The organism is Achromobacter sp. MFA1 R4 (genome assembly GCF_900156745.1).
In the GTDB taxonomy this organism is placed as follows: Bacteria; Pseudomonadota; Gammaproteobacteria; order Burkholderiales; family Burkholderiaceae_B; genus Achromobacter.
Window position 1 is genome coordinate 4041870 of sequence record NZ_LT707065.1, and the last position, 24211, is coordinate 4066080.

Consider the following 24211-nt stretch of genomic DNA (forward strand, 5'->3'; position numbering starts at 1 on the left):
CCTTACACCGTGTCTTTCAAGCCTGTCGTTGCCCTGGTCGGCCGCCCCAATGTGGGGAAATCGACCCTTTTCAATCGCCTGACGCGATCGCGCGCCGCGCTGGTGGCCGATTATTCCGGCCTGACCCGCGATCGCCATTACGGCGAGGGCAGGGTGGGCGATATTCCGTTCATCGCCATCGATACGGGCGGCTTCGAGCCCGTCGCCAAGGACGGCATCCTGCTGGAAATGGCCCGCCAGACGCGCCAGGCCATCGCCGAGGCGGACGTCGTCGTGTTCCTGGTGGACGCGCGGGCCGGTCTCAATGCGCACGACCACGAAATCGCCAAGCTCCTGCGCAAGTCGGGCCAGCAACGCGTCCTGCTGGCCGTGAACAAGGCCGAAGGCATGGGCCTGGGGCCCGCCATCGCCGAGTTCCACGAGCTCGGCCTGGGTCAGCCCTATCCCATTTCGGCGGCGCACGGCGACGGCATCGTCGACCTGATCGAGCTGGCGCTCAAGGACCTGGCCGAACCGCCCGCTGAAGCCGAGCCTGCCGAAGAAGGCGAGCACGATCACCGCATCAAGCTGGCAATCGTCGGTCGCCCGAACGTGGGCAAGTCCACGCTGATCAACACCTTCCTGGGCGAAGAGCGCGTCATCGCCTTCGACATGCCCGGCACCACGCGCGACGCCATCGAAATCGATTTCGACCGCGACGGCCGGCGCTACACGTTGATCGACACGGCCGGCCTGCGCAAGCGCGGCAAGGTGTTCGAGGCGGTCGAAAAGTTCTCCGTCATCAAGACCTTGCAGGCCATCGAAGCCAGCAACGTCGTGCTGCTCATGCTGGACGCGCAGACCGAAATCTCCGAGCAGGACGCGCACATCGCCGGGTTCGTGCTGGAAACCGGCCGCGCCGTAGTGGTGGCCGTCAACAAGTGGGACGGCCTGGACAGCGAAGAAAAGGAACGCATCGAGCGCGAGTTCAATCGCAAGCTGCGCTTCCTGTCGTTCGCGCGCGTGCACACGATTTCCGCGCTGCGCGGGCAGGGCATCAAGCCTTTGCTCAAGTCCATCAATGCCGCGCATGCCGCCGCGTTCGCCAAGCTGTCCACGCCCAAGCTCACGCGCGAGCTGCAGCTTGCGGTCGAGCAGCAGCAGCCTCCCCGCAAGGGCATCTTCCGCCCCAAGATGCGCTACGCGCACCAGGGCGGCCAGAACCCGCCGCTGGTGGTCATCCACGGCAATGCGCTGGACGCGATTCCCGACTCGTACCGCCGCTACCTCGAAACGCGATTCCGCAATGCGTTCGACCTGGCCGGCACGCCGCTGCGCATCGAATTCAAGTCTTCGCACAACCCCTACGCGCAGGAAAGCTGATCCATGAGCCGTTTCTGGAGTCCCGTTGTCGGGACGCTCAGTCCCTATGTCCCGGGCGAGCAGCCCAAGCTTCAGAACCTGGTCAAGCTGAACACCAACGAGCATCCTTACGGGCCTTCGCCCAAGGTGCTCGATGCGATCCGCGAGGCCTGCGACGACACGCTCAAGCTTTATCCGGATCCTTCCTCCGATCGCCTGCGCCAGGCCATCGCCTCGACCGTCGGCGTGCAGCCGGGGCAGGTGTTCGTGGGCAACGGTTCCGACGAAGTCCTGGCGCACGCTTTCCTGGCCCTGCTCAAGCATGAGCGGCCTCTGCGGTTCCCGGACATCACCTACAGCTTCTATCCGGTGTATTGCGGGCTGTACGGCATCGATTTCGAAACGATGCCGCTCACCGCGGACTTCCGCATCGATGTGGAAGACTACCTGCCCGCGCGCCACGGACAGGCGGGCGCCATCATCTTCCCGAATCCCAACGCGCCCACCGGCCGAGCGCTTGCCGCCGCCGAGGTCGAACGCATCGTCGCCGGCAATCCCGACACGGTGGTCGTCGTCGACGAAGCCTACGTGGATTTCGGCGCGGAATCGGTCATCCCGCTGGTCTCGCGCTACGACAACCTGCTGGTCGTGCAGACGCTCTCGAAGTCCCGCTCGCTCGCGGGCCTGCGGGTGGGGTTCGCTGTCGGCAGCGCCGCGCTGATCGACGGACTCGAGCGGGTAAAGAACAGTTTCAACTCCTACCCCATCGACCGGCTGGCATCCGTCGGCGCAGTAGCGGCCCTGGAAGATACGGAGTACTTTGAGAAAACCCGCTGCGCCGTGATCGAAACCCGCTCACGCATGACGACGGGGCTGGAATCGCTGGGCTTCGAAGTGCTGCCGTCCGCCGCGAACTTCGTGTTCGCGCGGCACCCCTCGAAAGACGCCGCGATGCTGGCCGCGGCCTTGCGCGAGCGCAGCATCATCGTTCGACATTTCCGTCATGCGCGCATCGATCAGTTCCTGCGCATCACGGTGGGTACCGACACGCAGTGCGACCTGCTGCTGGAAGCGCTTGCGCAGGTACTGAAGGCGTGATTTTCAGGGGCGTTTGGGCTGGAAAACTCTGGTCTCATTTTTGCTTCCCGGCCAAGTAGCACGGGCCGGGAAAACCCTGTAGAGTACGTGTTTCGGCGTGCACCACCAGTACAAAAAGCACGCCACCACTCAATAACAAACAAATGGAGCCTGGCCAATGAGCAATAAAGGGCAAACTCTGCAAGATCCGTTCCTCAACACGCTGCGCAAGGATCATGTGCCCGTGTCGATCTATCTCGTGAACGGCATCAAGCTTCAAGGGCAAATCGAATCTTTCGACCAGTACGTCGTGTTGCTGCGCAATACCGTCACCCAAATGGTCTACAAGCACGCCATCTCCACCGTCGTTCCCGCGCGTGCCGTCAATTTTCAAGTGGAAGTCCCTGCTGAGTAATCTCGCTCCAGCTTTACCTTTTATTGCCCGCCGGACGGTTCTCGTCGGCGGGCATTTTCGCTTTGGCTCCAATATGGTGCATGTATGCGCGCTCTGATCATCAGCGTGGATCTGGGTGACCCAGACTTCACGGCCCATGCCGAGGAATTCGCCATGCTGGCCAAGGGTGCGGGCGCCGAAATCGTCGGCACCCTGACCGCCCGTCGGGACCGTCCCGACGCCAAGTTCTTCATCGGCTCGGGCAAAGCCGACGAGGGGGTTGCGATGGCGCAGGCTTTGCTTGCGGATATCGTCCTTTTCGACCAGCCCCTGTCGCCGGCCCAGCAACGCAACCTCGAGCGCGCCTTCAACCTGCGCGTCGTCGATCGCGTTGCGCTCATCCTGGACATCTTCGCGCTGCGCGCAAAGAGCCACGAAGGGAAACTGCAGGTCGAACTGGCGCAGCTCCAGCATCTGGCCACGCGCCTGACGCGCATGTGGAGCCACTTGGAGCGCCAGCGCGGCGGCATCGGCATGCGCGGCCCCGGCGAATCCCAGCTCGAAATGGACCGCCGCATGATCGGCGCCAAGGTCAAGACGCTGCGTGAGCGGCTGGACAAGGTCGAGCGCCAGCGCGTCACGCAACGCCGCGCCCGCGCGCGGGGCGGGGCGCTGTCGGTGTCGCTGGTCGGCTATACCAACGCCGGCAAGTCGACCTTGTTCAATGCCCTGACCCGGGCAGACGCCTACGCCGCTGACCAGTTGTTCGCCACGCTGGACACGACCACGCGGCGCATCTGGGTCGAAGGGGCGGGTTCGGTGGTGATATCCGATACGGTCGGCTTCATCCGCGACCTCCCCCACAACCTGATCGCCGCCTTCCGGGCCACCCTTGAAGAAACCGTGCACGCCGATCTGCTCCTGCATGTGGTGGATGCGGCCAGTCCGCAACGGGATGAGCAGATCTTCGAGGTGAACAAGGTGCTCGCCGAAATCGGCGCTGCCGCGATTCCGACCATTCTGGTATACAACAAGATAGATCGGGCGGGACTGGAACCGCGGGTCGAGCGCGATGCACATGGTACGATTGCGCGAGTATTTGTAAGCGCCACCGAGCGCGCCGGTTTGGACGCGTTGCGCGGGGCAATTGCGGAGACCGGACAGATTGTGGGAAACAATGCCGCGAATTATCAAACTCTTCAATCTGAATGACCCCGGCTGGGGTCGCGGAAACAACAATGGCTCCGAGCCGCCGCCCAAGCGGCCTCAGCGCGACGGAGACGGCCCACCCGACCTGGACGAGGTCTGGCGCGATTTCAATAATCGCATCGGCAACCTGTTCGGCCGCAAGGGCGGGGGCGGCAACAACCGGCCCGGCAATCGTGGCGGCATGACGCCGCCTTCCCCGCGTGGCACGCGCATCGGCCTGGGCGTCATCGCCCTGGTCGCGGCGGGCATCTGGCTGGCCAGCGGCTTCTACATCGTGCAAGAAGGCCAGGTCGCGGTCGTGACCCAATTCGGCAAATACAAGAGCACGTCGCAAGCCGGTTTCCAGTGGCGCCTGCCGTATCCGATCCAAAGCCATGAAATCGTCAACGTGTCGCAACTGCGCACGTTCGAAGTCGGTTTCCGCGGCGGTGCGCGCAACAAGGTCCTCCCCGAAGCGCTGATGCTCACCACGGACGAGAACATCGTCGACATGCAGTTCGTGGTCCAGTACCGTCTGCGCGCCGATGGCGCGCCTGACTACCTCTTCATGACGCGCGACCCGGACGAATCCGTCCGCCAGGCCTCCGAAACCGCGATGCGCGAAGTCGTGGGCAAGCAGTCCATGGACTTCGTGCTGTACGAAGGCCGTACGACCGTCGCCTCGCAGGTGCAGGCGCTGATGCAGCAGATCCTGGATCGCTACCAGACCGGCGTGCAGGTCAGCACCGTCGCCATCCAGAACGTGCAGCCGCCCGAGCAGGTCCAGGCCGCGTTCGACGACGCCGTCAAGGCGGGCCAGGATCGCGAGCGCCAGATCAACGAAGGCCAAGCCTACGCCAACCAGGTCGTGCCGCTTGCAAGCGGCCAGGCCTCGCGCATGGTCGAACAGGCCGAAGGCTACAAGGCCAAGGTCGTCGGCGACGCGCAGGGTAATACGTCGCGCTTCACCAGCATCCTGGGCGAGTACGAGAAGTCGCCCCTGGTCATGCGTCAGCGCATGTACCTGGAAAGCATGCAGGACATCTTCACGCGCGCCAGCAAGGTCATGGTCGACACCAAGAGCAACAACAACATGTTGTACCTGCCCCTGGACAAGATCATGCACCTGGCCGCTCAGGACGGGGGCAAGTCCAATGTCGGCAATCCCGGTTCGCCCGCTCTGGTCTCTCCGCCTGTCCAGCCTCCGCGTGGCACTGCCACGCCGGCGCCGCAGCCTTCCGGCAGCAGCACGAGCAACACGCTGCCCCGCGACCGTATGTCGCGCTAATCCGGAGGAGTCCCGAACATGAATCGTCTTATGCCCATCCTGGTCGGCCTGCTCATCGTGCTGGCCCTGCTTTCCTCCAGCGTGTTCGTCGTGCGCGAGCGCGACTACGCACTGGTGTTCTCGCTCGGCGAGGTCCGCAAGGTCATCAGCGAACCTGGCCTGTATTTCAAGCTTCCGCCGCCGTTCCAGAATGTCGTCACGCTCGACAAGCGCATTCTGACCATCGAAACCAACGAAGCCGAGCGTATCCAGACCTCGGAAAAGAAAAACCTCCTGATCGATTCCTACGTCAAGTGGCGCATCGCGGATCCCCGCCTGTTCTACGTGACGTTCGGCGGCAATGAGCGTGCGGCGCAAGAGCGCCTGCAAGCACAGATCCGCGACGCGCTGAACGCGTCGGTCAACGTGCGCACGGTGCGGGATGTCGTCTCCACCGAGCGCGACAAGATCATGGCGGAAATCCTGACCAATGTCGCCAAGCGCGCCGAGCCCCTTGGCGTGCAGATCGTCGACGTGCGCCTGCGCCGGATCGAGTTCGCGCCTGAGATCTCGGAATCGGTGTACCGCCGCATGGAGGCCGAACGCACGCGCGTCGCCAACGAGCTGCGTTCCATCGGCGCCGCCGAAGGCGAGAAGATCCGCGCCGAAGCCGACCGCCAACGCGAAGTCATCGTCGCCCAGGCGTACGCCAAGGCTCAGGGCATCATGGGTGAGGGCGATGCCGCTGCGGCAGCGATCTACTCCCAGGCCTATGGCAAGAACCCGGACTTCTACACGTACTACAAGAGCCTGGAAGCCTATCGCGCCTCGTTCTCCAGGCCGGGCGACGTGCTGGTGGTCGACCCCAGCTCCAGCTTCTTCCAGTTCATGAAGGATCCGGCTGGCGCCGCGCTGGCGCCCGTCACCGTGCCGGCCAAGTGATAGGCAAGCGGTAGCGTCCACGCGCCGCAGGCACGAAAAGCCCCCTGGTTCTCCATGGGGCTTTTCTGCATCTGGCAGGCGCGCCGTATCGTACGTCCGTATTGGGGACGGGTTGCCGCCATGCGTGCGTCCCCCGGCTGGCGCTGTCGGCCGAACCATGTACAATACCGCGTAAGCTAGAAAACATTCCGCAGCGGCTGAGCGGGCTTACGCCCCCTCAGCCGCTTTTTCGTTTGGGCGACGCCCACGCATCACTTGGCGTTATTCAGGTAAACATTCATGGGTAACTGGTTGCTGCCCGAGAGCCTTGCCGACGTACTTCCGGCCGAGGCCCGGCGCATCGAGGAATTGCGCCGCGAACTTCTCGATCTTTACCGTACTTACGGGTTCGAGCTGGTCGCGCCGCCCCTGGTCGAGTACATCGATTCATTGCTGTCGGGCACCGGCAGCGATCTGGATCTGCGCACCTGCAAGCTGGTGGACCAGCTCTCGGGCCGCACGCTGGGCGTGCGCGCGGACATGACTCCCCAGGTCACGCGCATCGACGCGCACTTGCTGAACCGCGCGGGCGTCACCCGCCTGTGCTACTGCGGCAACGTGTTGCATGCGCGGCCTTCGGACCTCTTGTCCAGCCGTGAATTGCTGCAGATCGGTGCCGAAATCTACGGCCACGCCGGATTCGAAGCCGATCTCGAAATCATCCAGCTCGTGCTGGAAACCGTTGCAATCGCCGGAGTGCGCAATCCGCGCCTGGATCTCTGCCATCCGGGCGTGTTGCGGGCCCTCCTGAAGTCCGACCCGGCGGCTGCCGAGCTGGCGCAGGACGCCATCCAGCTGATGCGCGATAAGGACGTGCCCGGGTTGGGCGAGCTTGCATCGCGGGCGCCCGGCATTCGACCGGAAACGCTCAAGGCGCTGCAATTGCTGCCCACCCTGTACGGCGGTCCGGACGTGCTGAAGACCGCTCGCCGCGAACTGCCGTCGCTGCCGGGCGTGGCCGAGGCGCTGAACGCGCTGCAGTCGCTGGTGGATGCCATGCCCAACGTGTCGTTCAGCGTGGACCTGGCCGATGTCGGCGGCTACGCCTACCACTCGGGCGTGAAGTTCGCCCTGTACGCCGAAGGTTGGCACGACGCGCTGGTCAGCGGCGGCCGCTACGACGACGTCAGCCGTGCATTCGGCCGGGCGCGTCCGGCGACGGGCTTCAGTCTGGATTTACGCAAGCTGGCGGCGGGTCTGCCGCCGGCGGAAAGGGCGCGAGCGGTTCGCGCGCCCTGGGGGCAGGCCCCCGCCCTGACCGAGGCGGTTCGCCGCCTGCGCCGGTCAGGGGAAATCGTCGTTCAGGTATTGCCCGGTCACGAGCAGGATCAGGACGAATTCGTTTGCGATCGCGAGCTGGCGCTGCAGGATGGCGTCTGGACGGTCAGAACGCTGTGACTAACTCCCTCTCGGAAACGAGGGGGCCGCGGGGAGATTTCCGGATTTCCCGAGAAACTCGATATTGATTCGTAACATGAGCAAGAACGTAGTCGTAATCGGCACCCAGTGGGGTGACGAGGGCAAAGGCAAGATCGTCGACTGGCTGGCGGAATCCGTCCAGGGCGTGGTCCGCTTCCAGGGCGGTCACAACGCCGGCCATACGCTGTGGATCAACGGCAAGAAGACGATTCTTCGCCTGATTCCGTCGGGCATCATGCATCCCGGTGTCACCTGCTTCATCGGCAATGGCGTCGTGCTGTCCCCCGAAGCCCTGCTCAAGGAAATCGAAGAGCTTGAGGCGGCCGGCCTGGACGTGCGCTCGCGCCTGCAAATCTCCGAGATCTGCCCGCTGATCCTCCCGTACCACGTCGCCATCGACAAGGCACGCGAAGCCCGTAAGGGCGAGGGCAAGATCGGCACGACCGGTCGTGGCATCGGTCCGGCCTACGAAGACAAGGTCGCCCGCCGCGCGCTGCGCGTGCAAGACCTCTTCAATCCCGCGCTGTTCGACGAAAAGCTCGCCGAAGTGCTGGATTACCACAACTTCGTGCTGACCCAGTACCTGGGCGCCGAAGCCGTGTCGGCCAACGAAGTGCGCGATCAGGCCATGGCGCTCGCCCCGGCCATCGCCCCGATGGTCAAGGACGTCTCCAGCAACCTGTATGCCATGCAACAGGAAGGCAAGCGCCTGCTGTTCGAAGGCGCCCAAGGTGCGCTGCTGGATGTCGACCACGGCACTTACCCCTTCGTCACCAGCAGCAACTGCGTGGCGGGCGCGGCCTCGGCCGGCGCGGGCGTGGGTCCCCAGCAACTGGATTACGTCCTGGGCATTACCAAGGCGTACACCACGCGCGTCGGTTCCGGTCCGTTCCCCACTGAACTGGTCGACGAGATCGGCACGCGCCTGGCCACGATCGGCAAGGAATTCGGTTCGGTCACCGGCCGTCCGCGTCGCTGCGGCTGGTTCGACGGCGCCGCCCTGAAGCGCTCGGTGCGCCTGAACGGCATTTCCGGCCTGTGCATCACCAAGCTGGACGTGCTGGACGGTCTGGAAACCATCCAGCTCGGCGTCGGCTATCGCGTCAACGGTGAGTTCCGCGACGTGCTGCCCTATGGCGCGCACGCCGTGGCCCAGGCGCAGCCCGTCCTGGAAGAACTGCCCGGCTGGAGCGAGTCGACGGTCGGCATCACCGAGTACGCCAAGCTTCCCGCCGCGGCCCGCCGCTACCTGGAACGCGTGGCGGAAGTCTGCGGTGTTCCGATCGACCTGGTGTCCACTGGCCCGGACCGCAACGAGACCATTGTTTTGCGTCATCCCCTGAAGGGCTGACATCGGGTTATTATTCCCGAGGCCGCCGCCGGTCATACCGGCGGCGGCCTTTTCGTATTTTTGTGCAGGAGATGCTTGCCTATGAGCACGCCGACCAGTGACGATAGCCATCTGTGGGTAACGTGGGACGATTACAACCGCTTGATCGAGCGCCTTACTTTGCAGGTGCACCAGTCTGGCTGGAAGTTCGACAAGATTCTTTGCCTGGCGCGCGGCGGCATGCGCGTGGGCGACGTCATGTCCCGCATTTTTGACGTGCCGCTCGGCATCCTCGCCACCAGCAGCTATCGCGAGGCGGCGGGCACCAAGCAGGGCGACATGGATATCGCCCAGTTCATCACCATCACCCGAGGCACGCTGTCCGGGCGAGTGTTGCTGGTGGACGACATGGTCGATACCGGCAAGACGTTCAGCAAGGTCTACGACCACCTGAAGAGCCAGTTTGCCGACATCACCGAACTGCGCAGCGCCGTGCTGTGGTGGAAAGGCCATTCCCTGGCCACGCCCGACTACTACGTCGAAAAGCTGCCCACCAATCCCTGGATCCACCAGCCGTTCGAAGACTACGACAGCTTGCGTCCCCATCAATTGGAAGCCTGGATCCGCAAGGGCTCCCAGGGCTAGGCTGGTTTGGTCGAAGGGCGGTCCCAGCGCGCTGGGGCGCCCTTTCAGTAGTCAAACCGCCTATGACCATGCTAGAATCGCTGGTTATCGCTAAACCGAACTTGGCTTGTTACTCTCTGGGTAGTCTTTGGGTAACGGAAACAGCCAGCTTAAACCCGGGTGAATGCATGCCTGGGTTGCGCTTTCAAGGTTCCTAGTTCTCGCGGTACTTGCCTTTGGTGGTGGGCTGGCCTGGTTGTCAGGCCCCGTCGTCAAAGGCCGTCTTCGCGTACCTGGGTCCGCGCAGCGTTGCTGGAAAGCAAGCCAGGTTTGTCATCAACTTTTGTTACCCTACAAGCAGGCCAATTACTTTATGCCTATCGTTCGACTGAAGGAAAACGAACCGTTTGAAGCCGCTCTGCGCCGCTTCAAGCGCACCATCGAAAAGACCGGTTTGCTCACCGAGCTGCGTTCGCGCGAGTTCTACGAGAAGCCCACCGCCGAGCGCAAGCGCAAGCATGCCGCCGCCGTGAAGCGCCACTACAAGCGCATCCGTAGCCAACAACTGCCCCCGCGCCTGTATTGATTTCTGATTCCCGAATCTATTGATTCCAGAATCATTCATCCAGGATTTGCTCGCCCGAGTCGACGTCGTCGACATAGTCGGGCGATATGTGCAGTTGCGAAAGGGTGGGGCCAACTTGCTTGGCCTGTGCCCCTTTCATAACGAAAAAAGTCCCTCGTTCACTGTCAGTCCCACCAAGCAGTTCTATCACTGCTTCGGCTGCGGAGCTCATGGCAGCGCCATCACCTTCCTGATGGAACATACGGGCGCCAGTTTCCCCGATGCCGTGCGTACGCTCGCGGCATCGGCGGGAATGACGGTCCCCGAAGAAAACCGCAGTCCCCGTCAGCAGCAGGAATCCGCGCGCCGCAAGGCCGAGGAATCCCGGCATACGCAAGTGCTGGACGCCGCGCAGGCGCATTACCTCAAGCAGTTGCGCGCGTCGCCCGCTGCCGTGCGCTACTTGAAGCAACGTGGCCTCACCGGCGAAATCGCGGCGCATTTCGGCCTGGGGTGGTCCGGCACGGACAGGCATGGCCTGTCTCAGGTATTTCCCAATTACGAAGACCCCACATTGGTGGAGTCCGGGCTTGTCATCGAGTCCGAAGACGGGCGCCGTTACGACCGCTTCCGCGAGCGCGTCATGTTCCCGATTCGCAATGCGCGGGGAAGCCTCATCGGATTCGGCGGCCGGATCATCGGCAAGGGTGAGCCCAAGTACCTGAACTCGCCCGAGACCCCGCTGTTTTCGAAAGGGCAGGAGCTCTACGGACTGTGGGAAGCGCGCCAGGCCATCCGCCAGGAAGGCCAGGTCATCGTGGTCGAAGGCTACATGGACGTGGTCGGGCTGGCCCAGCAGGGCATCGCCAATGCCGTCGCCACGCTTGGCACCGCCACCACGCCGGACCATGTCAAGAAGCTCTTGCGCGCCAGCGACAAGGTGATTTTCAGCTTTGACGGCGACAAGGCCGGGCGGCGGGCTGCGTGGCGCGCCCTGCAGGCGTGCCTGCCGGTGCTCAGGGACGATATTGCGATCCGGTTCCTGTTCCTTCCTGCCGAGCACGATCCGGATTCCTACGTGCGCGAACTCGGCGCCGAGGCGTTCCGGGCTTGCCTGGCCGAAGCCGTGGCGCTGTCGCGCTTCCTGCTGGAAGAGCTGGCGTCGCGTCACAACATGACCGAGGCCGAAGGCCGTGCCAGTTGCCTGCACGAAGCCAAGCCCCTGCTGGCCGCCATCCCCGAATGTGCGCTGCGCGTGCAGATTGAGCGCGAGATGGCCAAGCTGGTGCAGCTCACGCCCGAGGAGATGGCCCAGGTCCTGGCGCAGCAGCCCGCCAAACCCTTTGCGCCCGCCGGCCGGCCGGCGCAGGGCGCGGGCGACGCGGCTGCAGCCGGCTCGCCGGGCTCCGAGGGCGGCGCGCCCGACATGGGATATGACTTCGGCGGCCACGAATTCCACGACATTCCGGCAGACGAATCCGAATTCACGGATTATGGCCAGTATGGCTCGCACGGCGACGAGTCCATCCCCGGCGGCGGCGGCTGGCAGCAGGGTGAAAAGCAGGACTGGAAGGCCAAAAGCGACTGGAAGTCGAAGGGCGATTGGAAAGGCAAGGGCGATTGGAAGGGCGGCAAGGGCAACTGGAAGGGGCGCCGTGACAACGACGTCGGTGGCTTCGAAGGCCGCCGCACGATGCCGTCGCTGGCCAAGCGCCTCCTCAGTCTGCTGCTGGCCCATCCCGAGTTGGTCGATTCCATGGGAGACCAGCAGCTTGAAGTCATCGACCACGGCCCCCATCTAGGTCTTGTAAGGGACCTGATCATGCTGGCGCAATCCAGCGGGGCACGCCACGTCGGCGCCTTGCTGGAGGCGGCCGAGCCGGATTCGGACCTTGCCACTGTGCTGAAAGGCCTGAGGGCGGACATCTTGTCGCAAGAGGATCTGCCGGACCCGCAGACGGAATGGGATGACGCGCTGCGGCGCATCGAGTTTGATTCGGCCAAGGCCGAAATGGCCAAGCTGGCAGCTGCGGGCCTGGCCACGGACGAGGCCCGCAAACGCTATCTTGAGCTGTCCCGCCGCATGACCGTCTTGAAAGGTGCCGGCATGCGCTAAATGCGCTAAAATCAAAGGTTGTCCGCCACGTTGCGAGAGGCCCGGCAGGCAAGAGCAGGGGCCTTCTGGATGACCAGCAGTAGCAGGGACGTGAAAAATGTAGGGTGGTATCCGGAATCTATTTTGGATGCCGTAATCTAATAATTATTGTGGCAATTTATTGTGGCAATTGGCGTGCCCATCGATGCGAGCGGATGTTGGATTGATGCTCGGGCACCCCAGTAGTTCCCGGTAATTAGTTGAGCCCCTGGCGCTAGCGCCGACCAGAAAAAAGAGGAAAGCCTTCTTTTTCGTAATGGCTTAAAAAAACGGGACGCGTGCGTCAATTTTGTTACATAGTTAATTAATATAGCTGAGCGGTGAATCGAGCAGTTCAGCGGCGGTAGTTCCGTGTGGCGTTAGTGGTTCGGGTGCTGTGTATACGTAGCCGCTTGGGGCAATGGCCCGATAAGCGAGCAAAGCCTATTTATAGGCAGGCAGCCCCCCCCGATGTCCGGAACCCCGTCGATGAATGAGGTCATGCACGCCATGCGCCATAACGGTATTGAACCGTAGGATGGCGCCCGGCGGGCTCGCAAGAGCTGGCGCTGTGAACAACGCAGCCGCGTGATCTCTGCCGATCCACCAGATTTACCCGTATTTCATGCCGCGCCGGGTCCTTGCCCGGCGGGGTGATATGCGGTGCAACATGCCCGAACGGGTTGCGACGACCACGGAAGCGACTATGACCAAATCCACCGGCAAATCCTCCTCTGCAATTGAAGCGGCCGAAACCCAGGCTGTGGCGTCCAAGCGCGCCGTCAGCATGGCCGCGGAAAAAGCGCCCGCCAAGACGGCGGTGAAGGTCGCCAAGCCCGCTGCCAAGACGGCTGTCAAAAAGGCGGCCAAAACGGCTGTTGCCGCGGACAAGCCTGAAAAGGTGACGAAGGCCCGCGCCAAGAAGGCCGAAGACAAGCTGGCCGACCTGGTCGGCAGTGCGCGTCCCGCCCCGAGCGGCCGCCGCCCGGGCCGCCCCGCCAAGAACGCCAACAACGATTCCGACGGCTTCGACGATCCGATGGACGGCGAAGGCGAAGTCCTGCCCGACCTGAAGCCGCCCAAGCGCGGCGGCAAGCGCGGCAAGGCGGATCCCAAGGATCTGATCGCCCGCGGCCCCGTCACGCCGGAAGAGTACGAAGCCCGCCGCAACCGCCTGAAGCAGCTCATCAAGCTGGGCAAGGACCGCGGCTACCTGACGTACGGGGAAATCAACGACCATCTGCCGGATGACCTGGTCGACGCGGAAGCGATCGACGGCATCATCAGCACCTTCAGCGACATGGGTATCGCGGTCTACGACCAGGCCCCCGACGCCGAAACCCTGCTGATGAGCGAAAACGCGCCGGTGGCCTCCAACGACGACGACGTCGAAGACGAAGCCGAAGCCGCGCTGACCACGGTGGATTCCGACTTCGGCCGCACGACCGATCCGGTCCGCATGTACATGCGCGAAATGGGTTCCGTCGAGCTGCTGACCCGCGAAGGCGAAATCGAGATCGCCAAGCGCATCGAAGACGGCCTGAAGCACATGGTCATGGCCATCTCGGCCTGCCCGACCACGATCAACGAAATCCTCGCCCACATCACGCGTGTGCGTGAAGGTCAGGCGCAGATCGACGAAGTGGTCGATGGCCTGGTCGATCCGGAAGACGGCGAAGAATATGCCGGCGCCGGCGTGACCGCCGACGAAGACGAGAGCGATGACGGCCCGGCGGGCGGGATGTCCAGCAAGCAGCTGGAAGACCTGCGCGTCAAGGCCCTGGCCAAGTTCGACGAGGTCGGCAAGCAGTTCGACAAGATGCGCCTGTCGTACGAAAAGGACGGCTACAAGTCCGACATCTACGTGCGCGCCCAGGAAGCCATCCAGAACGAGCTTATGGGTATCCGCTTTACCGCCAAGATGGTGGAGAAGCTGGCCGATACGCTGCGCAACCAGGTCGAAGAAGTGCGCCAGCTCGAGCGGGCCGTCCTGCACACGTGTGTGGACCGTGCCGGCATGCCGCGCCTGCACTTCATCAAGGTGTTCCCCGGCAACGAAACCAACCTCCAGTGGGTCGTCGACGAAGTGGCCGCCGGCCATCCGTACGCTGAAACGCTCGAGCGTCAGATCCCCGCCGTGCAGGAATTGCAGCAAAAGCTGATCGACCTGCAGACCCGCGTCGTGCTGCCGCTGAAGGACCTGAAGGACGTCAACAAGCGCATGGCCACCGGCGAAGCCAAAGCTCGCAAGGCCAAGCGCGAAATGACCGAGGCCAACCTGCGTCTCGTGATCTCGATCGCCAAGAAGTACACGAACCGCGGCCTGCAGTTCCTGGACCTGATCCAGGAAGGCAACATTGGCCTGATGAAGGCCGTGGACAAGTTCGAATACCGTCGCGGCTACAAGTTCTCGACCTACGCCACGTGGTGGATTCGCCAGGCCATCACGCGGTCCATCGCCGACCAGGCGCGCACCATCCGTATCCCGGTTCACATGATCGAAACGATCAACAAGATGAACCGCATCAGCCGCCAGATCCTGCAGGAAACCGGCGCCGAGCCGGATCCCGCGACCCTGGCGCAAAAGATGGACATGCCCGAGGACAAGATCCGCAAGATCCTGAAGATCGCCAAGGAACCGATCTCCATGGAAACGCCCATCGGCGATGACGACGATTCGCACCTGGGCGATTTCATCGAAGACACGTCCACGCTGGCGCCTTCGGACGCGGCGCTGCACGGTTCCATGCGCGACGTTGTCAAGGAAGTGCTAGACTCTCTCACCCCGCGTGAGGCCAAGGTTCTGCGCATGCGTTTCGGCATCGAAATGAGCACCGACCAGACCCTGGAAGAAGTGGGCAAGCAGTTCGACGTCACGCGCGAGCGCATTCGCCAAATAGAGGCTAAAGCGCTGCGCAAGCTGCGTCACCCTAGCCGGGCCGACAAGCTGAAGAGCTTCCTGGAAGGGCAGTAAATTTTCCCGGGCCTCTAGCTCATGCCTGGTTAGAGCAGCGGACTCATAATCCGTTGGTGCCGAGTTCGACTCTCGGGGGCCTACCAAGTAACGGCGCGGGTTTGCGGGCAGTTCACGCAACCCGCGCTTTCTTTTGTGTGGGGGATTTTTTGCCAATCTCCCCCAGGGCCATTCGGATCGCCTCGGTTGCCAGGTGACTGTATCTCTTGGTGCTGGCTGCGGACTTGTGCCCCAGGACCGCGCCCACGGTGTACAGGTCGACCTTCGCATTGATCATGGCGCTGGCGGCGCTGTGGCGTAGATCGTGGAAGCGCAAATGGCCCATGCCCACGGCGACCGCTGCGGCTTTGAACTCCTTGGACACGTTCCACTTGTTGCGCGGGGCGACCTTGGACGCAGCCCGGATCTTCGGATGCATCGGGACGTGGCGGGGTTCGCCGTTCTTGGTGTCGTCCAGAACGAACATCCCACCTACCCGCTCGGCTTCCAGGATCTCGCTCAGGCGCATTCCGCTGTAGAAGGCAATGCGGATGGCTGCGCGAGACTTCTTGCACCTGCAGGCGCGGGCGATGGCCAGCATCTCGGCGCGGTCTACAAAGTGCCTCCGCTCGTTCCTGACCTCTGGGGCTATCACACGCTCAGCCGGGTCCCGGTCGTGCATCCCGTGGCGCTTCCAGGCCCATCTGCACGCGCTGGTTAGGTACCGAATGCGGTTGCGCTTGGTGGCGGCCGACAGTGGCTCGCCGGTCTGCTCATTGAACGCTTTCTCTACGTAGTCCCGGCAGACTTCGGCGAGCGCTCCAATGGGCTTGCCCTTGTAGGCCCACATCATCATCCCCAATTCGCGCTGAATGTTGTCCCCAGACTTGAGGTCCGGGGTGCGCTCCTTGAGATAGATAGCAATCGCGTCTTCAATCAGGAACTGCGGGCGTTCGACACCAGATGCAAGGGCGTAGAGTCTCGCCGATTCTTGGCGGTCGTAGGCGTCAGCCTGGGCTTTACTCCACGACTTTGGAAGAGCTTTTCGAGCGCGGACCCGCTTCCCTTCAATGAGACGGTCGAACTCAAAGACGAGGCAACCGCGCGCTTTGTCTCGGTATATCGGCATGATTGCAGGTACTCGGCAAGGTCTTCGGGCGAGAACAGGATTCGGCGCCCGACGCGGTGGCAGGGGATCGGGCCACCCGGGGCGGCCAGATCATAGACGGTGCGAGGGGAGACCCCCAAATGCTGGGCGGCCTCGGGGACTGAAAGCATATCGCCTCCTAGAAAGCGCCAAACCAGATTCCGGTGCCGTGGACGAAAGCGACCGGAAAGAAGATAGCCCCGGCGATCAGGAATCCCCAGGAAGCGGTTTTCAGGCAAACAAAGATGTGTGTGAACCAGGCCAGGACGACCCAGAGGATCAGTCCAGCGCCGATAAATTCTGTGGATTTCATATCGCCTCCAAAACAAAGCCCTGCATCAAGCAGGGCGTTTTACCAGTCGGTAGCCAAGCTTCTCCGCAGCTTCCTTGAGCATGCGCAGGGCCATCGCGTCGGCTTCCTCGCCAGGTTGCCAAGCTCCAGACGCCAGGGGAACGAATTGGTAGCTGTTGAAGATGCCAAGGTCCAGGCAGTCGGCATGGTGGCACTGGATGATCCGGCCGTAGGAAAGATCGACTTCCCGCGGATTGGTGACCGTACCCATGGCGAAGTTCATCTTCCTGGAGATCTTCATTCCCAGGTCCGGGTCGTTCGTCCACTGCCCAGCCTGATCGTTGTAGAGCATCACAACGGTGCGGTATCCCATCTGCTTTCTCCAAAACAAAGCCCGCGCTAGGCGGGCATCCAATACTTGCGGGTTACTTCCAGCACGCGCTGGATTTGGTCAGTCATCCTTATCCTTGATGGCGGTAACGTAGACCCATGCCACGCAGATAATGAAAACAGCGCCAAAGAATGCTTCAGGCCAGCTCATGCTCCCTCCTTAGCCATGGCAGCGTCTATGGCGCTGTCCAGCTCTTCCATGCGCAAGCCTGATCCGGCGTTCACGTCGCCTTCTTCTACCCAATGCACCACGTCAATCCGTGGAGTCTGGGTGTCATTTGGCTGTACGCGCAGCCACCGATACCGCATCCCATCCCTCGCCAGCGCCACCAGCTCGTCGCGCTCTCCAATACTGAGCGTCACCGCAGAGCCATAGGGCTTGCAGTGCGCCTCGCGGGTGGCTATGGCGTCCAAGTCTTGCTTGTTCATCATTGCTCCTTGTTGTCGGGGTAGGCCTGGGCAGGAAACGGAGGGCGCGGCATCCAGTGCGTCGGCTCGATATGGGCGAACTCTTGGTGGGAGTGGACGAGGCATGTCCACCCGAATTGCTCCGTCCAATATCCGACATTGATATGCGGAGCGTAGACTTTGCCGTCCTTCTTCAGGCCGCCGAACAGCAGGATCACCTCATCCTTGGGCGCCGTCTCGATCGGTTGCCACTGGCAGTACTTCTGCGCGCCCGGTTGCGCGGACAGGGCGGCGCGGGCCTTCTGCACGGCAAACCGCAGCGCATCGCGATGGTGTTGCAGTTCGGGGAAGTCGTCGCATAGCTTCATGGCCTCATCGAAAGCCATCAGCGCATCGCGCACCGCCTCGCTGGCACCAACCATTTGCGTGGCGTCACGGAAATGGTCTCCACCATGAACCGCGCACGGATGGCGTAGGGAGCCGTCGCCGCTGGAGCAGGAACATTGCGCCTCGCTGGCCTGGGGCGCGGCATCGGTGATGCGCTCGCCGCGCTGGTGCAACATCATGGCAAAATTGCCCACGTCCAGTGGATCGCCCTTTTCCACATGGGCGCGCAGTAGTTGAGAAAGCCATTGCGCGGGGCATTCCTCATCGTCCCAGCCGCCGTAACCCTGCTTGCGCTTTTCGGCCAACTTGGCCTTCATTGCGATGGCGAACCGTTCAACGGCCACATCGTCAGGGTGTTGCGCCTCCCCGGCTACAGGGGCGCTTGCCCGCATGGCCGCAACGGTGCGCCGGGTGACTTCGGCATTCATCCGTTCGCATACCTGCTCGGCGGTCGTCTCTCCGGGCAATGCGTACTGCTGCCAGTTGTCGGCTACAGGGGCGCGCAGCTTGGACAGCAGGGCGCGTACCGCGTGCTGATCCCAAATCGGCTCGCCGCTCATCGGGTGACGGTGCGACGGCGGGGGCAGGGCAGAGATATCTTCGCTGGCGAGAACTTCGCGTTTTCGTGTCATGTCCCTTCCTTGGGAAAGCGGTACGGCTGCGGCTTGGGCGGCAGGTAGGCGTGCATCGGAAACCAGAAATCCATGACGGTGACGGCGGTAGCACCGCGCCCCGGCTTGTCCGAATGCACGTAGCGGGTATCGCCGACGATGGAATCGCGGCACGGGACGGCGCGCTGGTAGAGCTGCTTCACGGGCGCTTGAACGACTACCCAATTCGGGATGTCTCGTTCCTCCCGCGCGATCCTGTCCTGCACGGCCGTGACGAATTCGCCCCAGGACCAGTGACCACGCGCCCAGTATTGGAGCTGGCACGAATCGTCCATGGCGTAGGATTCTTCGAGTACGAGTTCCATCACCCCTCCTGCTGCTGAGAGGCTGCACCAGACGCCGCCCGGACACCGCGAACAGCATCCCGTGCGTCATCCCGGATATTCTCGTAGGCCATTTCCAGTACCTCCCGGTAGGACAGGCCAATGCGCTTCTCGGCGTCGCGTTCGATTTGCTTAAGCGTCATGTAGCCTGTTGCTATCCGCTTCAGGGCGGTACGCATGCGCTCGTAGTCGTCGCGCTCCTTTTTGGTCAGGGCCATCATGCGTCTCCCTTATGTTTGGCTGCAATGGCGGCGTCGATGAATGCATCAAATTCGACATCCGCGCGCGGCGCGACGTAGCCCAATTTGGGATTCATAATTCGGAATTCAGTACCTGCGACCCAGGCGTTATTGCGCACTTCTCGATACCGTGCCACATCCCGCGCATCGCCAGCAGCGGGAGCGGCAAGGGAAGCGCGGGCCTTCCATGCTTCCCACGCGCAATGACGTGCGATATCGAACCGGCCGCTTTGCGGGTCATCGACCATTTCGCAGCCAGCCATTCCCCACGCTTCGAACGCCTGCCGCTCGTCCTTCGCATCGTCCTGTGCGCTGGCGACCGGACGGCTCTTGCGCACATATTCCGCAATGCCCGGGATATCCTCGAACGCGATGGTGAAGCCGCGACCCTCGCAGCACTCGCATTCCTCCTTGAACGTTTGAATGTCGGTGGCGCACGGTCCAACCCGGCGCTCGACATAAACGAAGCCGTCGCCATCGCAGTGGTCGCAGGACAGTTCCCAGTCCCGTTCGGGCTGTGCGCTGGCGGGAGGGGTTCCAGGAGCGGCGGGCAGCGGCATCCAGTGCGTGGGCGTGTAGATGTTGAACCATTCGTTGCACGTCTCGGTCACCCAGCCGTCTCGGCTGTGGTTCATCGCAACGCAGATGCCCATGCGCTTGGTCGGGCCGACCAGGATCAGTTCATCCTTCGGCGCTGATTCAATCGGCTTCCATTGTTGGGTCATTTGTTCACGCTCCAGGGTAGAAGAAGGACAGGGCGTATCGCCACAGAAGGAAGATGCCGACATAGATAGTTGCGAGGCCAGAGACGACCCCTAACAGACCCCAGTTAATCAGGGCGCGCTCTATGGCGAGTTCATCATCGTCCGGCATATCGTCGATTTCCATCACATCCCCCTCAGGAGCGCACGCTCCTTGTCTTGCATAATCAAGTAGTCGTAGTCCACGGCCCGCGCCACAATCTCGGCACGGCGCTCCAGGTACTGCTTGTCGGTCGTGATGCCGTCAACGCGGTCTGCGTCGGCTTGCTCGAGTTGTTGCGCGAGGTCCATATCTGCTCCGTTAGGCGGGGACGTACTTGCGGATGCGGAAATTCTCGGGGTAGATCCGCTCAAGTTTGAATACGCGCGCTTCGAGACGGGTATTCCGTAAGGCAAAGGCAGTCCAACGGCCATCGAGTCTGCGGGCCTCAACTACCCAAACGTGGTTCTTCATTCGTGTCTCCAAGGAATAGGGTGGCAGCCCCCAGCGGATGCTGCGGGCTCCAGGTGGGTTGTGCTGGGAGCTGCCGGGGAACTATTTGATGGACAATCTGACGCCATGGCGCAGCTTCGCGCCAGGAACGTCGATGTCAGCCTTAAGCGCCTCAGCTACCTTTTTCTTGTCCAACTGAGGAGGAGGTGCAGGAGGCGTGACGAAGTAGTCAGCGGGGATTTGCTTCTCGTCGAACACCTCCACCGCTGCCGGGTTCTTGGCGATGCTGATGGAGAACAGGGGGCATTCGATCTTCTGGATGCCGTTGTTCTGCATGGAGTCCAGCACGTAGCGCTTGAGGCCGTCTACGCGGTTCTCGATAGCCTTGCGCCGCGCCGCCATGCTTGCCTCGGCTTCCTTGATCGCCGCGGCAGTAGTTTCCAGGTTGCGCAGAAAGCAGACGACGTTCTGGGCCTTCACTTCCAAATCGCCGCCTAGACTTTCCAGGGTGTCGGCCAAGGCCTTCTCATCCAGGTCCAGGTTCTCCAGAGCTTGGAGTTGGCCGCGATACTCAGCGGCCAGCGAATACAGGGATACGTTCGTCATGGTTTAGTCCCAGGGATCGGCGGGGTTCTCGCTCTGCGCGTGGTGGCTGGCAGCCGGGCGGGAGCGGTTTTGGAGCGGCTTGTCCTGCAGGCCTTCCAGCACCTTCGGCAGCATTTCCGGTGCGGTCTTGTTGTCCAGCAGTTCCACCGCCATCATTTCCGTTTCAGCGTGGAACGGGGCGTAGATGTTGAACTTGTAGCCGGTGTCGCCGTTGTCCTTCTGGTACTCCTCACGCTGCAGCAGAAGACCGATGGGACGACCTTGCAGGCCTGGGAACAGCACCGCGTCTTCCTGGCCGTGCTTACCTTGAATGGTGCCTTTCTGGGGCGTGAGGGTCTTGATGCGGGCGCAGCACATCAGCGCATCCAGCACCTTCTTGCCATACAGTGGCTTGCCTTCCTTGTTGAAGGTCCAGAGTTGGAGGTAGTTGGCCGTTCGGCCATCTTCGGCCTCAAAGCTGAACTCGATACCTTCGGTCCCCTTCGTGCTGATGACCTGCTTGGCTTGGGTGAAGGTTCCCTTGTACTTGCCGGTGGCGTCGATGAAGTTGCTGGCACCAGCTTGACGGGCGGATTCTTCGTTGAACTCGTATTTGCGCATTTTCGATACTCTCAGGCGGGTTGGGTAAGGCCGTAAAACTCGCAGATAGCAGCGTCGACGGCTGCGAGGTCATTGGGGATGTGCATGCCGTCAAACATGCCGGGGGGGGATTTGCAGCAGTCCTGCCCGTTGCTCTGAGTGGCAAAGACGTGCTGTCCGTTGATCTGCTCGGCCCGCAGGACGATGGTGAAATAGCCCTCGGGGACCAGCTTCTCGTCCACCATCTTCCCCACCGTCTTCATGCGGACGTTCCCGTAATCGTCGGTCTGGGTGTGGGCCATGATGTAAACGCGCTTCTGTTCCGGCAGATCGCCAGCCGCCTGGAAGATGCTCCAGGCCCCATGGCCGATGTCTGCGAACTTCTGGAACCCGGTCTCGGTGCTGCGGCGCATCAGCTCGTTTGTCAGGACAGCCTGGTAGTCGTCGACGATCACCACATCCCGATCAGTCTTGCGCATGGCCTTCTCGATCAAGATGCTGTCGTCGGTGACAAACCGCGCACCGCTGGTGTTCTCCTTGGTTCGCAGCGTCCAGTCAGCAGACTTGAAGGGGAGGGGCTTTTTGATCGGTTGGATCAGGGTTACTTGGGTCGGGTCGAAGTTGCGCAGGCTGTACGACTTCCCGCTCCCTGACGGTCCTAAGACCATAATGGCGATACTCAATTTCGTTCTCCTGAGACTCGGGCGACTTGGGTTTGATGATTGCTACTGCCCGGCCACGCTGGGCGCGTAGGTATTGGTCAGGCAGACCAGGGGCGAAGAAGTCTTCGGCTTTCATTGCCGACTCGCGTATCGGGTGCCCCCTTCCTTCGCAATCCGGTCCTCTTCGTACTTGTCGAGCGTGGGACGCAGAATGCAGGTGGCAGTAAGAAAAACGGCCCCGAAGAAGATCGTGAGGCCGTGGGTTTGTAGAAAGGCTAGGAATCGTTTCATACTTGAACTCCAGCGTAACGGAACCTATATCCGCAACTTGTGCGTTGTTTTCCTCGGCAGCAATTGCTTATGCTTTGGTTAACTATCCCGAGTTGCCTTGAGGCTTCAGAAATCCCGGCATAGTGGGTTTCTGTGCCGTCGGGTGAAATGGCAACAATAGGTTTGCTAAACGGGCATTTCGCTCCCCGCTTCCCCAAGGAGGTGGGCTTTCGATTAAGAACCCTGAATGCGTGGATGCAGTTTTGAGAAATGGTCACCCATTCCAAGTTGTCCGCCCGGTTGTCGCTGCGGTTGCCGTTTTTATGGTTGACCACTAACCAAGGGCGAGCGCCATCACAAAATGCCATGGCCACCATCCTATGGACGCTAGCGTTCTTCATTTTTTTATCTAGACTCAGCGTTACCAGGGCGTATCCGTTGTTCAGACGCGGCTTCATTACCTGGCCGCCTACGGTTCGGCGCTTTTTGCCCTTCACAACGCGGCGAACGCTAACAATCCTTCCAAAATTGCTGATGATGTAGTGACCCTCATAGCCAAGAACGTCCCGCCATTCTTCATCCATTGGCTACCCCTCCAGTTCGATGTGTACAGCGTGCTTGATATCCCTTTGCAAGGAAATCACCCACTGCGAATTGCTGTTCATCACCGCCTGCAAGATCGCCAGATGATCCGCATGCCCGAGATTTGCGAAGAAGTCCGCATCCTCAAGCCGCTTGGTCCACCACATCGCGTCATGCCCGTCTGCGTCCCAGCTAGCAGGGTTGCCCAGCGTCTCGCATACGTCCTGCACGGTGGCGGTGAGGACTTCGTATTGTTCGTCTCCATGCCAACGGTCCATGTCAGCCTCCTAGTCAGTGCGGATGGTGTTTCCTTTGAAGAACAACTCGCCGCACACGATGCCGGTGACTTTGGATCCGTCACGGCCTGTCGCAATGAACCCGGTATGTATGCTGTCGTCTTTGCTGCATCCAAACCAGCGGTAGCCGGTGATTTGGATATCGGTGTATCCAGCCGCTTTTAAGGCCCGGGTCGCATCGTCAGCGTTCGTACATCCAGCCAACAACGCCACGACAAGAATCAATGCTTGCTTCATGTAAGCTCCAAATCAGAGAAGTCCTACCACCCCACGTGATACCCCAGGGCGGCGAATAGAATGATTATTGGGATTGCCCAGTACTTGAGGTTGGTGAGCATGGAGGCTCCTTGTCGGCGTTATGTCCAGAGCTTGTGTCCATAGGCGCGGGCTTATGTCCAGAGTCGTCGCCCGAGATGAGTGCCAGTCCGAAGACCTTCCCTCCTTCCCAAGACAAGGCTGACCTCTCCATGAGCCAAAGGTCTCTCGACGGGCGATCAACAGGCTTGCCGTTTACCATCGGAATCCACGCCACCGGCTCCTGTGCCGCCAGAGCCTGGCGCACCGCTTGCTCGGCGTACTCAAGCATTGCCTTTCCGATCCCTTGGTGCGGAGATACGCCCTTAGGCAGCGGCGGGAGTTTCACAGGGGAGGTCATGAGCGGTCCTTGGGAGGTTCAGGAAGATCCATCCAATGCGTTGGCGGGAACGGATGAACCCAACGCGCAAACTCACCGGACAACGTTCTCCAGCCGACATATTGGTCGGTCACGTAGTTCGGTACGCTGCCAACACTGATAAGCAGGACGGCCTTGTGAAGCGGCGGCAGCTCAGAAATGGGTTTCCATTCGCTCATACGATCTCCAATCAGGTAAGCCCCCGCTCTCCCCCGGCAT

At 61.8% G+C, this 24211-nt stretch carries 29 protein-coding genes, 1 tRNA gene and 1 pseudogene; 13 read left to right on the top strand and 18 right to left on the bottom strand.

The genetic code is table 11. The annotated features are described in order from the left end of the window. The first annotated feature begins 9 nt into the window (after positions 1 to 9). The 13 genes from der (at position 10) to BXA00_RS18475 (ending at position 15380) form a co-directional block, all read left to right on the top strand. On the top strand, positions 10 to 1362 hold the full coding sequence (der, locus tag BXA00_RS18415; protein ID WP_076519911.1) for a ribosome biogenesis GTPase Der: 1353 nt from the start codon (positions 10 to 12) through the stop codon (positions 1360 to 1362). 3 nt (positions 1363 to 1365) lie between these two features. After that, the gene (hisC, locus tag BXA00_RS18420; protein WP_076519912.1) at positions 1366 to 2439 is read left to right on the top strand and encodes a histidinol-phosphate transaminase; all 1074 of its coding nucleotides are present in this window, start codon (positions 1366 to 1368) and stop codon (positions 2437 to 2439) included. Positions 2440 to 2596: 157 nt separating this feature from the next. Further along, positions 2597 to 2833, top strand: a complete 237-nt coding sequence (gene hfq / locus BXA00_RS18425; RefSeq protein WP_006218585.1) for an RNA chaperone Hfq — start codon at positions 2597 to 2599, stop codon at positions 2831 to 2833. An 84-nt stretch (positions 2834 to 2917) separates the two neighbouring features. Continuing rightward, positions 2918 to 4024, top strand: a complete 1107-nt coding sequence (gene hflX, locus BXA00_RS18430) for a GTPase HflX (RefSeq protein ID WP_076519913.1) — start codon at positions 2918 to 2920, stop codon at positions 4022 to 4024. Next, on the top strand, positions 3990 to 5288 hold the full coding sequence (gene hflK, locus BXA00_RS18435; protein ID WP_076519914.1) for an FtsH protease activity modulator HflK: 1299 nt from the start codon (positions 3990 to 3992) through the stop codon (positions 5286 to 5288). The genes hflX and hflK overlap by 35 nt, the downstream gene beginning before the upstream one ends. An 18-nt stretch (positions 5289 to 5306) precedes the next feature. Continuing rightward, positions 5307 to 6209, top strand: a complete 903-nt coding sequence (hflC, locus tag BXA00_RS18440) for a protease modulator HflC (RefSeq protein ID WP_076519915.1) — start codon at positions 5307 to 5309, stop codon at positions 6207 to 6209. A gap of 279 nt (positions 6210 to 6488) precedes the next feature. Further along, complete coding sequence (locus BXA00_RS18445; protein ID WP_076519916.1) at positions 6489 to 7646, top strand: ATP phosphoribosyltransferase regulatory subunit; 1158 nt, start codon at positions 6489 to 6491, stop codon at positions 7644 to 7646. A 76-nt stretch (positions 7647 to 7722) separates the two neighbouring features. Then, complete coding sequence (locus BXA00_RS18450; protein WP_056315722.1) at positions 7723 to 9018, top strand: adenylosuccinate synthase; 1296 nt, start codon at positions 7723 to 7725, stop codon at positions 9016 to 9018. Between the two features lie 81 nt (positions 9019 to 9099). Continuing rightward, on the top strand, positions 9100 to 9642 hold the full coding sequence (locus BXA00_RS18455; RefSeq protein WP_076519917.1) for a phosphoribosyltransferase: 543 nt from the start codon (positions 9100 to 9102) through the stop codon (positions 9640 to 9642). Between the two features lie 352 nt (positions 9643 to 9994). Then, positions 9995 to 10207, top strand: coding sequence for a 30S ribosomal protein S21 (gene rpsU, locus BXA00_RS18460; RefSeq protein WP_006218592.1), 213 nt, complete (start codon positions 9995 to 9997; stop codon positions 10205 to 10207). Between the two features lie 19 nt (positions 10208 to 10226). Further along, positions 10227 to 12302 carry a DNA primase gene (gene dnaG / locus BXA00_RS18465; RefSeq protein WP_076519918.1) on the top strand — a complete coding sequence of 692 codons (2076 nt, stop codon included), beginning with the start codon at positions 10227 to 10229 and terminating at the stop codon, positions 12300 to 12302. A gap of 724 nt (positions 12303 to 13026) precedes the next feature. Continuing rightward, a complete protein-coding gene (gene rpoD, locus BXA00_RS18470; RefSeq protein ID WP_076519919.1) occupies positions 13027 to 15294 on the top strand; it encodes an RNA polymerase sigma factor RpoD in 2268 nt (755 codons plus the stop codon). Between the two features lie 8 nt (positions 15295 to 15302). Next, positions 15303 to 15380, top strand: a tRNA-Ile gene (locus BXA00_RS18475). Between the two features lie 26 nt (positions 15381 to 15406). Here BXA00_RS18475 and BXA00_RS18480 read toward each other — a convergent pair. The 18 genes and pseudogenes from BXA00_RS18480 to BXA00_RS28880 form a co-directional block, all read right to left on the bottom strand. Then, positions 15407 to 16402, bottom strand: coding sequence for a site-specific integrase (locus BXA00_RS18480; RefSeq protein WP_076515185.1), 996 nt, complete (start codon positions 16400 to 16402; stop codon positions 15407 to 15409). 14 nt (positions 16403 to 16416) lie between these two features. Continuing rightward, a pseudogene (locus tag BXA00_RS29505) lies at positions 16417 to 16551 on the bottom strand (helix-turn-helix domain-containing protein); the annotation flags it as partial. Positions 16552 to 16559: 8 nt separating this feature from the next. After that, the gene (locus BXA00_RS29095) at positions 16560 to 16733 is read right to left on the bottom strand and encodes a hypothetical protein (protein ID WP_172805834.1); all 174 of its coding nucleotides are present in this window, start codon (positions 16731 to 16733) and stop codon (positions 16560 to 16562) included. 25 nt (positions 16734 to 16758) lie between these two features. Continuing rightward, the gene (locus tag BXA00_RS18490) at positions 16759 to 17085 is read right to left on the bottom strand and encodes a hypothetical protein (RefSeq protein WP_076515184.1); all 327 of its coding nucleotides are present in this window, start codon (positions 17083 to 17085) and stop codon (positions 16759 to 16761) included. A gap of 164 nt (positions 17086 to 17249) precedes the next feature. After that, positions 17250 to 17534, bottom strand: a complete 285-nt coding sequence (locus BXA00_RS18495; protein ID WP_156902699.1) for a hypothetical protein — start codon at positions 17532 to 17534, stop codon at positions 17250 to 17252. After that, entirely contained in the window at positions 17531 to 18529 is a 999-nt protein-coding gene (locus BXA00_RS29155; protein WP_197685548.1) for a hypothetical protein, read from the bottom strand. The genes BXA00_RS18495 and BXA00_RS29155 overlap by 4 nt, the downstream gene beginning before the upstream one ends. Next, a complete protein-coding gene (locus BXA00_RS18505; protein ID WP_076515181.1) occupies positions 18526 to 18873 on the bottom strand; it encodes a hypothetical protein in 348 nt (115 codons plus the stop codon). Before BXA00_RS18505 ends, BXA00_RS29155 begins: the two co-directional genes overlap by 4 nt. Continuing rightward, complete coding sequence (locus BXA00_RS18510; RefSeq protein ID WP_156902698.1) at positions 18873 to 19112, bottom strand: hypothetical protein; 240 nt, start codon at positions 19110 to 19112, stop codon at positions 18873 to 18875. Before BXA00_RS18510 ends, BXA00_RS18505 begins: the two co-directional genes overlap by 1 nt. After that, positions 19109 to 19855: a DUF551 domain-containing protein gene (locus tag BXA00_RS18515; protein ID WP_076515177.1), complete on the bottom strand. Its 747-nt coding sequence runs from the start codon at positions 19853 to 19855 to the stop codon at positions 19109 to 19111. The genes BXA00_RS18510 and BXA00_RS18515 overlap by 4 nt, the downstream gene beginning before the upstream one ends. A gap of 4 nt (positions 19856 to 19859) precedes the next feature. Then, positions 19860 to 20018, bottom strand: coding sequence for a hypothetical protein (locus BXA00_RS29100; protein WP_156902697.1), 159 nt, complete (start codon positions 20016 to 20018; stop codon positions 19860 to 19862). Next, positions 20018 to 20182 carry a hypothetical protein gene (locus BXA00_RS28875; RefSeq protein ID WP_156902696.1) on the bottom strand — a complete coding sequence of 55 codons (165 nt, stop codon included), beginning with the start codon at positions 20180 to 20182 and terminating at the stop codon, positions 20018 to 20020. Before BXA00_RS28875 ends, BXA00_RS29100 begins: the two co-directional genes overlap by 1 nt. A gap of 244 nt (positions 20183 to 20426) precedes the next feature. Next, entirely contained in the window at positions 20427 to 20930 is a 504-nt protein-coding gene (locus BXA00_RS18520; RefSeq protein ID WP_076515175.1) for a siphovirus Gp157 family protein, read from the bottom strand. Positions 20931 to 20933: 3 nt separating this feature from the next. Further along, the gene (locus BXA00_RS18525; protein ID WP_076515172.1) at positions 20934 to 21530 is read right to left on the bottom strand and encodes a hypothetical protein; all 597 of its coding nucleotides are present in this window, start codon (positions 21528 to 21530) and stop codon (positions 20934 to 20936) included. Between the two features lie 11 nt (positions 21531 to 21541). Then, positions 21542 to 22192 carry an AAA family ATPase gene (locus BXA00_RS18530; RefSeq protein ID WP_076515171.1) on the bottom strand — a complete coding sequence of 217 codons (651 nt, stop codon included), beginning with the start codon at positions 22190 to 22192 and terminating at the stop codon, positions 21542 to 21544. Positions 22193 to 22458: 266 nt separating this feature from the next. Then, positions 22459 to 23025 (bottom strand): NUMOD4 domain-containing protein, encoded by a 567-nt coding sequence (locus tag BXA00_RS18535; protein WP_076515169.1) that lies wholly within the window; start codon positions 23023 to 23025, stop codon positions 22459 to 22461. A gap of 3 nt (positions 23026 to 23028) precedes the next feature. Continuing rightward, positions 23029 to 23301 (bottom strand): hypothetical protein, encoded by a 273-nt coding sequence (locus BXA00_RS18540; RefSeq protein ID WP_076515167.1) that lies wholly within the window; start codon positions 23299 to 23301, stop codon positions 23029 to 23031. Between the two features lie 9 nt (positions 23302 to 23310). Continuing rightward, positions 23311 to 23556: a hypothetical protein gene (locus BXA00_RS18545; RefSeq protein WP_076515165.1), complete on the bottom strand. Its 246-nt coding sequence runs from the start codon at positions 23554 to 23556 to the stop codon at positions 23311 to 23313. A 414-nt stretch (positions 23557 to 23970) separates the two neighbouring features. After that, positions 23971 to 24171: a DUF551 domain-containing protein gene (locus BXA00_RS28880; RefSeq protein WP_156902825.1), complete on the bottom strand. Its 201-nt coding sequence runs from the start codon at positions 24169 to 24171 to the stop codon at positions 23971 to 23973. Between the last annotated feature and the right edge of the window lie 40 nt (positions 24172 to 24211).

Excerpts from the sequence above, each read along its gene's own strand:
- BXA00_RS18450 (WP_056315722.1), top strand. The coding sequence starts at position 7,723 with ATGAGCAAGAACGTAGTCGTAATCGGCACCCAGTGGGGTGACGAGGGC.
- hisC (WP_076519912.1), top strand. The coding sequence starts at position 1,366 with ATGAGCCGTTTCTGGAGTCCCGTTGTCGGGACGCTCAGTCCCTATGTC.
- BXA00_RS18505 (WP_076515181.1), bottom strand. The coding sequence starts at position 18,873 with ATGGAACTCGTACTCGAAGAATCCTACGCCATGGACGATTCGTGCCAG.
- BXA00_RS29100 (WP_156902697.1), bottom strand. The coding sequence starts at position 20,018 with ATGGAAATCGACGATATGCCGGACGATGATGAACTCGCCATAGAGCGC.
- hflX (WP_076519913.1), top strand. The coding sequence starts at position 2,918 with ATGCGCGCTCTGATCATCAGCGTGGATCTGGGTGACCCAGACTTCACG.
- BXA00_RS18455 (WP_076519917.1), top strand. The coding sequence starts at position 9,100 with ATGAGCACGCCGACCAGTGACGATAGCCATCTGTGGGTAACGTGGGAC.
- hflC (WP_076519915.1), top strand. The coding sequence starts at position 5,307 with ATGAATCGTCTTATGCCCATCCTGGTCGGCCTGCTCATCGTGCTGGCC.
- BXA00_RS18520 (WP_076515175.1), bottom strand. The coding sequence starts at position 20,930 with ATGACGAACGTATCCCTGTATTCGCTGGCCGCTGAGTATCGCGGCCAA.
- BXA00_RS18510 (WP_156902698.1), bottom strand. The coding sequence starts at position 19,112 with ATGATGGCCCTGACCAAAAAGGAGCGCGACGACTACGAGCGCATGCGT.
- BXA00_RS18540 (WP_076515167.1), bottom strand. The coding sequence starts at position 23,301 with ATGGACCGTTGGCATGGAGACGAACAATACGAAGTCCTCACCGCCACC.
- hfq (WP_006218585.1), top strand. The coding sequence starts at position 2,597 with ATGAGCAATAAAGGGCAAACTCTGCAAGATCCGTTCCTCAACACGCTG.
- BXA00_RS29095 (WP_172805834.1), bottom strand. The coding sequence starts at position 16,733 with ATGAAATCCACAGAATTTATCGGCGCTGGACTGATCCTCTGGGTCGTC.
- BXA00_RS28880 (WP_156902825.1), bottom strand. The coding sequence starts at position 24,171 with ATGAGCGAATGGAAACCCATTTCTGAGCTGCCGCCGCTTCACAAGGCC.
- BXA00_RS18525 (WP_076515172.1), bottom strand. The coding sequence starts at position 21,530 with ATGCGCAAATACGAGTTCAACGAAGAATCCGCCCGTCAAGCTGGTGCC.
- BXA00_RS29155 (WP_197685548.1), bottom strand. The coding sequence starts at position 18,529 with ATGACACGAAAACGCGAAGTTCTCGCCAGCGAAGATATCTCTGCCCTG.
- BXA00_RS18515 (WP_076515177.1), bottom strand. The coding sequence starts at position 19,855 with ATGACCCAACAATGGAAGCCGATTGAATCAGCGCCGAAGGATGAACTG.
- BXA00_RS18545 (WP_076515165.1), bottom strand. The coding sequence starts at position 23,556 with ATGAAGCAAGCATTGATTCTTGTCGTGGCGTTGTTGGCTGGATGTACG.
- rpsU (WP_006218592.1), top strand. The coding sequence starts at position 9,995 with ATGCCTATCGTTCGACTGAAGGAAAACGAACCGTTTGAAGCCGCTCTG.
- rpoD (WP_076519919.1), top strand. The coding sequence starts at position 13,027 with ATGACCAAATCCACCGGCAAATCCTCCTCTGCAATTGAAGCGGCCGAA.
- BXA00_RS28875 (WP_156902696.1), bottom strand. The coding sequence starts at position 20,182 with ATGGACCTCGCGCAACAACTCGAGCAAGCCGACGCAGACCGCGTTGAC.
- BXA00_RS18490 (WP_076515184.1), bottom strand. The coding sequence starts at position 17,085 with ATGGGATACCGCACCGTTGTGATGCTCTACAACGATCAGGCTGGGCAG.
- hflK (WP_076519914.1), top strand. The coding sequence starts at position 3,990 with ATGCCGCGAATTATCAAACTCTTCAATCTGAATGACCCCGGCTGGGGT.
- BXA00_RS18495 (WP_156902699.1), bottom strand. The coding sequence starts at position 17,534 with ATGATGAACAAGCAAGACTTGGACGCCATAGCCACCCGCGAGGCGCAC.
- BXA00_RS18480 (WP_076515185.1), bottom strand. The coding sequence starts at position 16,402 with ATGCCGATATACCGAGACAAAGCGCGCGGTTGCCTCGTCTTTGAGTTC.
- BXA00_RS18445 (WP_076519916.1), top strand. The coding sequence starts at position 6,489 with ATGGGTAACTGGTTGCTGCCCGAGAGCCTTGCCGACGTACTTCCGGCC.
- BXA00_RS18535 (WP_076515169.1), bottom strand. The coding sequence starts at position 23,025 with ATGGATGAAGAATGGCGGGACGTTCTTGGCTATGAGGGTCACTACATC.